Annotated in this window: 7 protein-coding genes; 3 read left to right on the plus strand and 4 right to left on the minus strand. The window is 74.7% G+C overall.

Annotation, left to right across the window (positions count from 1 at the left end):
* Positions 1 to 236: 236 nt before the first annotated feature.
* Positions 237 to 1,760, minus strand: a complete 1,524-nt coding sequence (locus BXA11_RS12920; RefSeq protein WP_076434699.1) for a glycerol-3-phosphate dehydrogenase/oxidase — start codon at positions 1,758 to 1,760, stop codon at positions 237 to 239.
* An 87-nt stretch (positions 1,761 to 1,847) separates the two neighbouring features.
* On the opposite strand from BXA11_RS12920, the gene BXA11_RS12925 reads away from it, so the two are divergent.
* From BXA11_RS12925 to BXA11_RS12935, 3 genes are all read left to right on the plus strand, one after another.
* A complete protein-coding gene (locus BXA11_RS12925; RefSeq protein ID WP_076434700.1) occupies positions 1,848 to 3,431 on the plus strand; it encodes an FAD-binding oxidoreductase in 1,584 nt (527 codons plus the stop codon).
* 19 nt (positions 3,432 to 3,450) lie between these two features.
* Positions 3,451 to 4,950, plus strand: a complete 1,500-nt coding sequence (locus BXA11_RS12930; protein ID WP_083744192.1) for a metallophosphoesterase family protein — start codon at positions 3,451 to 3,453, stop codon at positions 4,948 to 4,950.
* Positions 4,951 to 5,101: 151 nt separating this feature from the next.
* Positions 5,102 to 6,727: a bifunctional 3'-5' exonuclease/DNA polymerase gene (locus BXA11_RS12935; RefSeq protein WP_076434702.1), complete on the plus strand. Its 1,626-nt coding sequence runs from the start codon at positions 5,102 to 5,104 to the stop codon at positions 6,725 to 6,727.
* A 41-nt stretch (positions 6,728 to 6,768) separates the two neighbouring features.
* Here the strand turns inward: BXA11_RS12935 and BXA11_RS43905 are convergent, their stop codons facing one another.
* The 3 genes from BXA11_RS43905 to BXA11_RS12950 form a co-directional block, all read right to left on the minus strand.
* Positions 6,769 to 8,562: a serine/threonine-protein kinase gene (locus tag BXA11_RS43905; RefSeq protein ID WP_076434703.1), complete on the minus strand. Its 1,794-nt coding sequence runs from the start codon at positions 8,560 to 8,562 to the stop codon at positions 6,769 to 6,771.
* Positions 8,563 to 8,694: 132 nt separating this feature from the next.
* Positions 8,695 to 10,947: a serine/threonine-protein kinase gene (locus tag BXA11_RS12945; protein ID WP_143734229.1), complete on the minus strand. Its 2,253-nt coding sequence runs from the start codon at positions 10,945 to 10,947 to the stop codon at positions 8,695 to 8,697.
* Between the two features lie 152 nt (positions 10,948 to 11,099).
* A complete protein-coding gene (locus BXA11_RS12950; RefSeq protein ID WP_076434705.1) occupies positions 11,100 to 12,485 on the minus strand; it encodes a YlbE family protein in 1,386 nt (461 codons plus the stop codon).
* Positions 12,486 to 12,514 lie beyond the last annotated feature (29 nt).

The following is a 12,514-nucleotide window of genomic DNA, read 5'->3' on the forward strand; positions in this document are numbered from 1 at the left end:
TAACCTTAACCAATGACGCCGGGGGGTGTGGGAGTGGGTCCGTAAATCCACGTTAAATCCGTAAATATCCCGATGCTGTCGGTATGTGCCAGGCAGCCGGGGAACGGACCCGGGCGGCGGAAAGGGGCCCGCGGGGCGGGAAGGGGGCCCGCGCAGCGGGGAACGGGACGCGCGCGGCGGGAAGGGGCCCATGATGGGGGCCGGCACGCCCGCCCCCGTATGCAGGCGGGCGACGATCAGGAGTAGGCCAGGGCGGCCTCGGCGGCGGGCAGGGCCGCCGCGCGGTCCTCGGCCACCAGTCCGATCCTGGTCCGCCGGTCCAGCAGGTCCGCGGCGTCCAGGGCGCCTTCGTGGCGCACGGCCCACACCAGTTCGGCCCGGGTGATCCCCAGCGCCACCGGCTCGGCCAGGGCCGGGTCCTCGCGCATCAGGTCGCGCACCGCCCAGGCCTCCGAGCCGTACCTGCGGGCCAGCCGGCCCGGCGTGCCCGGCCGCACCGGTCCGGCGCCGACGAGGGGCAGCCGCGCCGTACGGCTCGCGCGCGCGTGCGGGCAGGCCGCGTCGACGGCGTCCTCGGCCATCCGCCGGTAGGTGGTGAGCTTCCCGCCCACGACCGTCACGACGCCGTCCGGCGAGCGCAGCACGGCGTGGCGGCGGGACAGGTCGGCGCTGCGTCCCCCCGCAGGGCCGGAGGCCGCGTCCGCCGCGCCGACGCGGCCGTCGACGAGGGGCCGCAGCCCGGCGAAGGCGCCGGCGACGTCGGCGCGCCGCAGCGGCCGGTCGAGCGCCGTCCCGACGACGTCGAGCAGGAACGCGACGTCGCTCTCGGGAGCCTCGGGGACGTCCGGGACCGGGCCGTCGAGCGGCTCGTCGGTCAGCCCGGCGTAGACCCGCCCGTCGGCCTGGGGGAGCACCAGCGCGAAGCGGGCGCGCTCACCGGGGATCGGCACGTGCAGCCCCGCGCGCAGCGCGCCGAGCGCCCCGGGGCGCAGGACGAGGTGCGTGCCCCGCGAGGGACGCAGCGCCACCGACGGCGTCAGCTCTCCGGCCCACACACCGGTCGCGTTGATCACCGCACGGGCCCGGATGTCGAACTCCTCGCCGGTCAGCTCGTCGCGCACCCGGGCGCCGTCCCCGCCGAGCGCCAGCGCCCGGCAGCGGGTCAGGATCCGCGCGCCGTGGGCGGCGGCTGTACGCGCCAGCGCGACGACCAGGCGGGCGTCGTCCACCACCCGCCCGTCCCACGACAGCAGCGCCCCGCGCAGGCCGTCCGCGCGCAGCGACGGGGCGAGCGCGAGCGCCCGGCCGGCCGCGACCCGGGAGGGGCCGGGCAGCAGCCGCCGCGGCGTGCCCGAGGCGGCCCGCAGCGCGTCGCCCAGGCGATAGCCGGCCATCAGGGCCGCGGCCTGGGTCCGGGGGACGTCCGGCGTCAGCGGCAGCAGGTACGGGTGGGCGGCGACCAGATGGGGCGCGATGAAGCGCAGCAGGGCGTCGCGCTCCACCGCGCTCTCCCAGGCCACGCCGACCTGCCCGCTGGCCAGGTAGCGCAGCCCGCCGTGGATCAGCTTGGAGCTCCACCGGGAGGTGCCGAACGCCAGGTCGTGGGCGTCCACGGCGGCGACCGACAGCCCGCGTGAGGCGGCGTCCAGCGCGACTCCGGCCCCCGTGGCCCCCAGACCGACCACGAGGACGTCGACGACGTCCGTACGTGCCTCGTCGAGCTCCCACCGGCGCCTGGCCGCGTTCAGTGAGGAGTTCATTTCCCCTCCACTACTTGCGCATTACTCTTTAGTAACCTACCTGGAGGCGTGACGGCTATGGAATCCCCTCTCACCGCGGCGGAACCCATGCTCTGGTCGGGCTGGGGTGATCCCGCCAAGGCCGCCGAGCTGCCCGCGCCGGTGCGGGACCTGCTCGCGCAACTCCTCGGCGTCCGGGCGCCCGCCACACCGGCGGCGACGTTCGGCGAGGTGCGGCTGCCGCCGGTCGCGTTGCCGCCGCCCCTCCTGGCCGCGCTGGCCGCGATCGTGGGGGACGAGCATGTGCGGGCCGACGACGACGCCCGCATCCGCCACACCCGGGGCAAGTCCACCCCCGACCTGCTGCTCATGCGCGCGGGGGACGCCTCGGACGCGCCCGACGCCGTCGTGCTCCCCGGCTCGCACGACGAGGTGGCCGCCGTGCTCCGCCTGTGCGCGGAGCATCGGGTGGCCGTGGTGCCGTTCGGCGGGGGCACCTCGGTGGTCGGCGGCCTCGTGGCGGCCCGGTGTGGCTCCGAGGGGGGCTTCACCGGCGTCGTCGCGCTCGACCTGGCCAGGCTCAACCGGCTCGTCTCCGTCGATCCCGTGTCCATGATCGCCGAGCTGGAGCCGGGGCTGCGCGCGCCGCAGGCCGAGCAGCTCCTCACCGCGCACGGGCTGACGCTCGGGCACTTCCCCCAGTCGTACGAGTACGCGACGCTGGGCGGCTTCGCGGCGGCCAGGTCCAGCGGGCAGGCCTCGGCCGGGTACGGCAGGTTCGACGACATGGTCGCCGGCATGACCGTGGCGACGCCCCGGGGCACTCTGGAGATCGGCCGCGCGCCCAAGTCGGCCGCCGGGCCCGACCTGCGCCAGGTGTTCCTGGGCTCAGAGGGCGCCTTCGGGGTGATCACCTCGCTTCGGCTGCGCGTCCGGCGGGCCCCGGCCGTCAGGGCGTACGAGGGCTGGCGGTTCGCGGGCTTCGCCGAGGGCGCGGCCGCCATGCGGCGGCTCGCGCAGCAGGAGGCCCCGCCGCCCACGGTGCTGAGGCTGTCGGACGAGACCGAGACCATGGTGGGGCTGGCGAAACCCACCGACCTCGGCGCGGCGGGGCGCGACTCCGGCTGCCTGCTGGTGGCGGGCTTCGAGGGCTCCACCGGCGACGTGGCCTACCGGCGGGACCTGGCCGCCGCCGTGCTGGTGGAGGCGGGCGGCGTGCACCTCGGGCCCGAGCCGGGGGACGCGTGGGCGCAGGGCCGGTTCTCCGCCCCCTATCTGCGCGACTCCCTGCTGGCCGCGGGGGCGACGGTGGAGACCCTGGAGACCGCCTGCTTCTGGTCGAACCTGCCGCGCCTGTACGACGCCGTACGGCTGGCCCTGCTCGGCGCGCTCGGGTCCCCGCTGGTGATGTGCCACATCTCCCACGTCTACGCCACGGGGGCCTCGCTGTACTTCACGGTAGTGACCGCGCAGACCGGCGACCCGCTCGGGCAGTGGGCGGCCGCCAAGCGCGCGGCGAACGAGGCGATCGTGCAGGCGGGCGGCACGATCTCGCACCACCACGGCGTCGGCCGCGACCATCGCGAGGCGTACGCCGCGGAGATCGGCGACCTGGGCGGCGAGATCCTGCGGGGCGTCAAGGAGCGGCTCGACCCCGCCGGGATCCTCAACCCGGGTGTGCTGATCCCGTGAAATTGCCAAGATTGTTCCCATGGTCGATATGGGCGCGGCCGCCGCGCGGGGGAAGCAGGTCTCGTCACGGGTGTCGCAGGCCGGAGCGGGCTGGGACTGCGCGCAGATCGGCACGTTCGACGCGCTGAGACCCACCCGGAGCTCCTTCAGTTGGCTGAACCCCGCGACGCTGTGGCGCTCCCGAAACGAGGTGCTCGCCCAGCTGTTCGGCGACCCCTCGCCGCAGGTCCGCCGCCGCTGGGTGGCGGCCCAGCGCGACCGCGGCGTGGACGAGGACTTCCGCATCAGGCTCGATCTGGGGGAGGAGTTCTCGTTCCTGGTGCTCGGCGACACCGGCGAGGGCGACGCCTCGCAGTACGCGGTGGTGCCCGGGCTGCTCAAACTCGGCGCGGACACCGCGTTCGCCGTCATCGCCAGCGACGTGATCTACCCGACCGGCTCGGGCAACGAATACGGCGACAAGTTCTTCCGGCCCTACAAGGACTACCCGGCCCCGATCTTCGCCGTGCCCGGCAACCACGACTGGTACGACGGGCTCGGCGGCTTCATGCGGGTCTTCTGCGACGCCCACTCCCTGTCCGCCGAACAGCGGGGGTTCCGGCTCTCGCCGGACGGGCTGCGCGGGCTGCTGTGGAAGAAGCCGGAGACGATCGACGAGGACGCCCTCGCCCAGGCCAGGAAGATGCGGCCCAACCCGGGCCCGGCGCTGCCGGGGCCCTACTGGGTGATCGACACCGGCCGCCTGCTGCTCGTGGGCATCGACACCGGCATCAAGGGCACGCTCGACCGCGAGCAGGGCGACTGGCTGCGCCGGGTCTCCGCCGACCCCCGGCCCAAGATCCTGATCACCGGCAAGCCGATCTACGTCAACAACGCCTACCACCCGTGCGAGATCGAGGGCGGCGGCACGGTGGACGACGTGGTCCGCGACCCGGCGCACAACTACGTCGCGGCCATCGGCGGCGACGTGCACAACTACCAGCGCTACCCGGTCCGCGTGGACGGGCGGCTCATCCAGTACGTGGTGTCCGGGGGCGGCGGGGCCTTCATGCACGCCACCCACACGATCCCCCGGGTGGACGTGGCGGGCGTGCACGAGGACGACTTCAAGTGCTATCCCCTGCGCGGCGACTCGCTGTCCTTCTACAGCCTGCTCTACAGCAGGAGGCTGCGCCTGCCCGGGCTGTACGTCACGCCGGAGGAGGGCCTGGCCCTGATGTCCCGGCGGATCGGCAACACCCCGCCCAGGCCCACGCCCGGGGCGCCGATCGGCGCGCGGGTGAAGTGGGCGGCCCGGCTGCTCGGCGGCTGGCCGATGCCGTTCCGCCTGCCGGTGGGGCGGGTCTTCCACCGGTACATCTCCGAACTGTCCGACTGGGACACTCCGCCCTTCTTCAAGAGCTTCCTCCACCTGTCGGTCACCGGGGACACGGTCCGGCTGCGCTGCTTCGCCGCGACGGGCTGCCTCCCGCAGGAGGAGGAGCCGCCGCTGGAGGACGAGGTCGAGATACCGCTCTGACCGGTAGGCCCGGCCGGGAAACGACGGCCGGGAAACGACGGTCGGAGAGGCATCGGCCGGGGAGACGTCGGTCGGAGAGACGCCGGCTGGGAAAACGTCGGCTGGAGACGTCGGCTGGGGAAATGTCGGCGCCGCCTGGCACGCTGGTGGGGTGCACGTTGTGGTGGCGGCCGACGCCGAGGGGGGCGGCACCGTCAAGCCCCTCGGCGGGCCGGCGAGCCGCGTCTCCGATCTCGCGGCGGCCGTGGGCTCGCTGGAGGCCGCCGAGCGGCCCCGCTGGGTGTGGGCCGACGCGCGCCGGGTCTACCCGGCGCTGCTGGCCGCCGGGGTGCGGCTGTCGCGCTGTCACGACGTCACGCTGACCGAGAACCTGCTGCTGGCGGCGGACGGGCGCTACGGGGAGCCCAGAGGGGTCCAGGCGGCCTACGCGCGCCTGCGCGGCCTCCCGGTGCCCGACGACCCGCACGAGGCCTCTGACGCGCATCAGGGGGGCGGGACGCAGGCGAGCCTGTTCGACCCGGCGCCGCCGCGGCACGGAGTGCCCGAGGCCGACATGGTCGCCGAGGTTTTCGAGGACCAGCGCCGCCGCGTCGCGCGCAAGCCCGATCCCGGGCGGTTCCGCCTGCTCGTCGCCGCCGAGTCGGCCGGTGCGCTCATCGCCGCGGAGATGGGCCACGACGGCATGCCCTGGCGCGAGGACGTCCACGACGCGCTGCTGACCGACCTGCTCGGGCCCCGCCCCGCCCACGGCATGCGGCCCGCGAAGCTCCAGGCCCTGGCCGACGAGGTGTCGGCCGCCTTGGGCCACCTGGTCAACCCCGACTCCCCGCAGCAGATCGTCAGGGCGTTCAAGACCGCGGGGATCGAGATCCCGTCCACCCGCTCCCACGTGCTGAAGACGGTCGACCACCCGGCCGTCGCGCCGCTGCTGGCGTACAAGGAACTGGCCCGCCTGTACAGCTTCCACGGCTGGACCTGGGCCGCGCAGTGGGTCAGCGGCGACCGCTTCCGGCCCGAGTACGTCGTGGGCGGGGTGGTGAGCGGCCGGTGGGCCACCAGCGGCGGCGGCGCGCTGCAGATCCCCAAGGTCATGCGCAAGGTCGTGATGGCCGACGACGGCTGGACGCTCGTGGTCGCCGACGCCGCGCAGCTCGAACCCCGGGTGCTGGCCGCGCTGTCCGGTGACCTTGGGCTCGCGCGGGCGGCCGGGGAGATCGACCTGTACGCCGCGCTGGCCCAGGCGTTCGGCGGGGTCCGCGAGTCGGCCAAGATCGCCATGCTGTCCGCGATGTACGGCGGGACCAGCGGCGACGCCAGCAAGCTGCTGGCCGTCATGCGGCAGCGGTTCCCCAAGGCGTACGCGTTCGTGGAGGACGCCGCCCGCGCGGGGGAGGAGGGACGGCTCGTCCGGTCGTGGCTGGGCCGCACCTGCCCGCCCCCGTCGGACCGGTGGCGGCGCCTGGTCGCCGGTCCCGAGGGCGCCAGGGCGGCCAGGGACCGGGGGAGGTTCACCCGCAACTTCGTCGTGCAGGCGACGGCGGCCGAGTGGGCGCTGACGCTCCTCGCCGTGCTGCGTGGGCTGCTGCCGGACCCGGCCCGGCTGGTGTTCTTCCAGCACGACGAGGTGATGGTGCACTGCCCGCTCGACGTAGCGGGCGAGGTCAGGCAGGCCGTCGGCCGCGCGGCGGACGAGGCGACCCGGCTGCTGTTCGGCGACACCACGGTCCGCTTCCCGATGGAGGCGGTGGCCGTCACCTGCTACGCCGACGCCAAGTGACAGGCGGAGGCCGGGCGCCTTCGGCCCAGGGGGGCCGGACGTCACTTCCTGGTGATGAAAGCGGCCACCAGCAGGGCCGGCGCTCCGAAGACGGCGAGGAGCACCAGGAGTGCCACGGCGGCGGCGGAGACGTTCCGGGCGCCGGAGGAGGGCGCCGCTCCCACGCCGAACACGGTGTCGTCGCCGGAGCACGTCACCGTGTAGGTGTCCGTCTTCGGCGGGCGGATCTCGTAGAGCAGCCGCCACTCGGTGTCGCCCGTGGTGAACGGCCGGTAGCTCGCCGCCGGCCGGGCCAGCCTGACGTTCCGCCCGCGGCCGTTCGCGACTTCGCAGCGCGGGCCCGGTGACGCGCCGGAGACGTAGATCGCCGGCTTCAGCGTGGGATTCAGCGTGACGGTCAGCGCGGAACCGTCGGTGGAAATCCTCCTCGGCGTGGCGGAGATGCCCATGCCGACCTCGCACACGGCGGCGACGGCCACGAGGAGCCCGCAGAGGACCGCCCAGGCGCGCGTGGTGCGCCGCAACCAGGCGGGGTACCGCCTGGGCCGTCGCCCGGCCGCGGGACGCACCGGCGGCGCGTACGGCCTCGCGGGGCGGCGCGCGGGTCCCGCCGGGTAGGGCACGGGGCGCGAGAACGGAGGGCCCGGCGCCGGATAGGCCGGCCGCGGACCGGGGGTGAACGTCGGCGGGGCCGATCCGCCGCCCGCCCGGGGATCCCCGGGCGGGCCGGCCATGTGCGGACGCGGCGTTCCCGGTGTCCACGGCGTTCCCGGCGTTCCCGGCGTTCCAGGCGTTCCCGGCGTTCCAGGCGTTCCCGGTGTCCACGGCGTTCCCGGAGCTCTCGGCGTCCCCGGGCCGGACGCCGCCGCATCGGACGCCGCCGCGCCGGGCCCGTCGGACAGCAGCGAGCGCGGCGTCTCCGGTGACGCGGTCAGGGCGCGGGTCGGGGCGACGCGCGTACGCACCGCCTGCGCCACGCTCGGGGGGAGCCACCCGCTCTGCTGGACGGGCGAGGCGGAGACTCGGCCGCTGTCGGAGAGCTCGTCCAGCACGGCCGACACGGTCGGCCGCCCGCCCGGTTCCTTGGCCAGGCACCGCGCGACCAGCGTCCGTACCGTGGGCGGCAGCGCGTCGAGGGCCGGCTCCTCGTGGACGATGCGATACCACAGCCCCTGCCAGGACCCCTGTCCGAAGGGCCCGCTGCCCGTCGCGGCGAACGCGAGCACCAGCCCCAGGCAGAACACGTCGCTCGCCGGTCCGACCCGGGCGCCCTTGAGCTGCTCAGGGGACATGAACCCGGGAGATCCCATGGTGATGCCGGTCTTCGTCAGCGAGCCGCCCTCGGCGGCCAAGGAGATGCCGAAGTCGATGACGCGGGGGCCGTCGTCGGCCAGCAGCACGTTCGACGGCTTGAGGTCCCGGTGGACGACCCCGGCCGCGTGGATCGACTCCAGGGCCTCGGCCAGCCCCGCGGCCAGGGCCAGGACGGACTCCTCCGGCCAGGGCCCGTGCTCGTCCACGGCGTCTTCCAGCGACATCCCGGGCACGTACGCGGTGGCGAGCCACGGCGGCGACCCCTGGGGGTCGGCGTCCACCACTCCGGCCGTGAAGAAGCCGTTGACCCTGCGGGCCGTGGCGACCTCGCGGTCGAACCTGCGGCGGAAATCGGCGTCGCCGGCCAGCTCGGGCCGCACGACCTTCACCGCGACGGCACGCCCGCTCCGCGAACGCCCGAGATACACACGGCCCATCCCGCCCTCACCCAGGCGTGCCTCGATCCGGAAGGGCCCCACCTCCCGGGGATCGTCCTCCCGCAGCGCCTCGAAGGTCCGCACCGGCACTCCTTGGAATCCGGACTCACGCGTGGTCGATCAGGACATTCTGTCCAAAGAGCGCGGGAACCGCTCGCCACGCGACGCCGCCGAGGCGAGCGCGCGCTGCCGCGTCGCCCCGGCGGGGACCGGGCGTCAGGAGGGCCGGAAGCTGCTCCAGAGGGTCTGCCGGACCGGTGCGGCCGACTCGTTCCAGTCGAAGTCGGGCGAGGCGAACATGATCGCGTAGGCGCGCTCGCCCGCCTCCAAGTAGCGGATGACCGCGTGGACGGTGACCTCGCTGGCGTTGGTGTAGGTGTACTCCCACTCGGCCGCGGGGTAGCGGTAGTCCACCTGGCGCAGCTGGACCTGCGTGTAGTCGGTGAAGTCCTTGATGTCCAGGTTCTGCTCGGCGGATTGCAGCGCCGCCAGGCTGCCGTCGGGGATCCTCTTGATCGTGATGCTCTGCCCGCTGTCCTTCGGGCCCGTGAGCCTGACGGTGCCGTCCTCGACCGCGGTGCTCCACTCCTTCGGCACCGCGAGCGACACCCCGCCCTCGGTCACCGGCTGGTAGCCCTCGGGCACGCGTACGGCCGACAGGGGGCGCGCGGTCGGCGCGGCGGTGTCGGGGGGCGTGAGGGTGGCGCCCGACCTGCCGTCCTGCTGTGAGACCACGGCCTCGTCCGGGCCGCTCGGCAGCAGCACGAACACGATCGCGGCGATCACCGCGACCACGGCCGCGGCGGCGACGGCGAGCAGCAGCTTCGACCGGCCCTCTCCGCCGGGGGCCTCGTCGGCCTGCTCCTTGCGCCTGCGCCCGGCCCGGGGCGCGTGCGGACCCGTGGCGTCGCCGACGGGACCGAAGTCACCGCCCTGCGAGGAGACGCCCTGTGACGAGAGGCCCTGTGACGAGAGGCCCTGCGGTGTGGGGCCCTGCGGTGTGGGGCCCTGCGGTGCGGCGGCCTGGTGCGGCCCCGTGTGCTGCGGCCCCGTGTGCTGCGGCCCCGTGTGCTGCGGTCCCGTCTGCTGGGGCATCGCGTGCTGCCCGGACCGGTGCTGCGGCCGCGGCGTGCCGCCCAGGTCGCCGGGCATGTCGCCCGGCGTGGGCGTCGGCCACATGGCCTCCTTCGGCCGCTCCGGCGCGTGCGTCGAGCCCGAGGGGGACGACAGCGGGTCGAAGGCCGTGTCGAAGGCCGTGTCGAAGGGCGGGGCCTGCCCGAAGGCGTTCACGGGCCCGAACGCGCCCGGGGGCTCGTACGCGGGGCCGGCGGGCCGCGGCTCCCCGGCATGGGGCCCGGCGGGACGGGGCTCGGCGGGACGGGGCGCTGCGGTGCCGGGCGGGACGGTGCCGGGCGGGACGGCCACGCCCGCGGGCAGGCTCTCCGCCGTGAGCGGCACGCGGACCGGACCCGAGGGCGTCTCGATGATGCGCGAGGGCAGCGGCCCCGAGGGGATGTCGAGCGGCGGCAGCAACCCGGCGGGCGTGGAGTCCTGCGGGGTCGGCACCGACGTCGGCGTGCCGGCGCGGCCCGGCAGCCCGGCGCCGTGGCTGTGCAGCACCCGCTCCAGCATCTCCGCGACCTGCGCGGCCGGAAGGCGGTCGGCCGGGTTCTTGCGGAGCAGGCCCTCGATGACCGGGAGCAGCGCGCCCGCCCGGCGCGGCCGGTTGGGCTCCTGCGTCAGCACCGCGCCGAGCACGGCGACCGCGTCCGGCCCCTCGTAGGGCGGCCGGCCCTCCACGGCGGCGTACAGCGTCGCGCCGAAGCTCCACAGGTCGGCGGCGTGGGTGATCGGGCGGCCCTGGAGGCGCTCCGGCGGGATGTAGGCGGGCGAGCCCATGAGGAGCCCGGTCTGGGTGATCGTGACATCGCCCTCGATGGCGGCGATGCCGAAGTCGGTGAGCACCACGCGGTCGGCGGTGAGCAGCACGTTGCCGGGCTTCACGTCGCGGTGGAGGATGCCGGCGGCGTGGGCGTGACGCAGCGCGTCGAGCACCCGGATGCCGATCTCGGCGGCCTGCACGACCGGCAGCGGCCCGCTCTGCCGTACGGCCTGCTCCAGGGACCAGGCGCGGACGAGCTCCATCACGATCCAGGGGCGCCCGTCCTCCTCGACGACGTCGTGGACGGTGACGATGCCGGGATGGCTGAGCCGGGCGGCCGAGCGCGCCTCGCGCAGCATGCGCCGGTGGGCGGTCTGCGCGCCGGCGTTGTCGAGCCCGAACGGCAGGAGCAGCTCCTTGACCGCGACGTCCCGGTCGAGCAGCACGTCGTGGGCGTGCCACACCATCCCCATGCCGCCGCGGCCCACCGGGGACAGCAGCCGGTAGCGCCGGCCGACGAGACGTCCCTGCCCTTCGGGGGCGCCCCCCGCGGGGGCGCGACCCACAGGTCCCTGACCCTCTGGCATAGGGGGGACCATACCGAGCAGGCGATCTGTCGTCATAGATTAGGTCCCCAATTCACGCTCGCTCCGCAAGATCTCCCGAACGGACCGTGCGAATTGCATCGGATATCTGAGGTTGACGACGATATTACGGTCTGATGACGGTCAATGGGAATTCACGCGTCGCACAGGGCGTCGAGGGCGGCCGTGAAGGCCCCGGACGGCGGGCTCACCAGACCCGCTCCCACCTGCCCCGTTCCGGCGATCCTGCCCGCGATGCCGGTGTTCACGACGGGCAGCAGACCGGTCCTGGCCACGAGCGCGACGTCGATGCCTGCGGGCGTGCCGCGGAAGCCCAGCCCCGGGATCTGGTACGCCGGGTGTTCGGCCAAGGTGATCTCGTACATCGAGGTGGTGGCGGCCACGGCGTCGGACACCTCGCCGCCGACGAACCGGACGATCGCGGGGGCCGCCGCCATCGCGAAGCCGCCCAGGCCCGCCGTCTCGGTGATGGTGGAGTCGCCGATGTCGGGGTTGGCGTCGTCCGGGCCGTACCCGCCGAGGTACAGGCCGTCGGGCACGCCGGCGGGGCCGGTGAACCACCGGTCGCCGAGGCCCGACACCTGTATTCCGAAATCGGTTCCATTGCGTGCCATCGCCACGACCAGGCTCGATCCGGGCACGCCGCGGGCCGCGTCGGCGCTGACTTTCGCCGCCGCCATTCCCGCGTTCAGGAAGAAATGATCATTTCCATTGATGAATCGCAGCACCTCGGCCGCGCGGTCCGGGGCCGCCTCCACGATCGCGGGCGCGATCTCGCGTACCAGCAGGGACGTCGCGGCGCGGTTGCGGTTGTGCAGCTCGTCGCCCATCTGCAGCGCCTGCGCGATGAGCGTGCGCAGATCGAGGGGGCCGCACCGCTCCAGCGCCGCCGCGAGCACCGGTCCGAGCACCTCGCCCATCCAGCGCAGCCGCTCGATCACCTCGGGCCCGTACGCGCCGTAGCGCAGGACCTTGCCCAGACCCTCGTTCAGGGAGCAGTAGGCCGTGCCGCCGTGCTCGGCGTCGGCGACCTCCAGCATCCACATGGACGGGCTGACCACCCCCGCCATGGGGCCGACCGTGCGGTGGTGGTGGCAGGAGTCGAGAGTGATCCCCGCGCCGGAGGCCAGGCGCTCCTCCGCCTCCTCGGGCGTGGCCGCGAGGCCCTCGAACAGCATCGCCCCGGTGAGCGCCCCCCGCATCGGGCCGGAGGCGCGCTCCCAGGTGATCGGCGGACCGGCGTGGAAGAACTCCCCGGCCCCCAATCCGAGGACCTCGCGCGCCGGGCGAACGCCGGTCAGCATGGGCCGGGCCGACAGCATCCTCCCGACGGCGGTGGCGTTGGCGCTCTCGCGCCGGGGGTCGGCCAGCACCCGCGCGAGCGCCGCGGAGGCGCCCGGCAGCGGAGGCCGCCAGTCGACCTCCCGCCGCGGCACGGCCTGCCGGTCCAGCGCCTCGCCCAGCACCTGCGCGCCGACGGTGATGACGCGCGGCTCGCCGTACAGCATGGAGAGGGTCATCGGGCTCCGATCCGGGTCGGCGCGGCCAC

The organism is Microbispora rosea (assembly GCF_900156315.1).
In the GTDB taxonomy this organism is placed as follows: domain Bacteria; phylum Actinomycetota; class Actinomycetes; order Streptosporangiales; family Streptosporangiaceae; genus Microbispora; species Microbispora rosea.

What these genes read in the sequence shown, in the direction of transcription:
- BXA11_RS12920 (WP_076434699.1), bottom strand. Translation starts at nt 1,760, where the DNA reads ATGAACTCCTCACTGAACGCGGCCAGGCGCCGGTGGGAGCTCGACGAG.
- BXA11_RS12950 (WP_076434705.1), bottom strand. Translation starts at nt 12,485, where the DNA reads ATGACCCTCTCCATGCTGTACGGCGAGCCGCGCGTCATCACCGTCGGC.
- BXA11_RS12930 (WP_083744192.1), top strand. Translation starts at nt 3,451, where the DNA reads ATGGTCGATATGGGCGCGGCCGCCGCGCGGGGGAAGCAGGTCTCGTCA.
- BXA11_RS12925 (WP_076434700.1), top strand. Translation starts at nt 1,848, where the DNA reads ATGCTCTGGTCGGGCTGGGGTGATCCCGCCAAGGCCGCCGAGCTGCCC.
- BXA11_RS12945 (WP_143734229.1), bottom strand. Translation starts at nt 10,947, where the DNA reads ATGCCAGAGGGTCAGGGACCTGTGGGTCGCGCCCCCGCGGGGGGCGCC.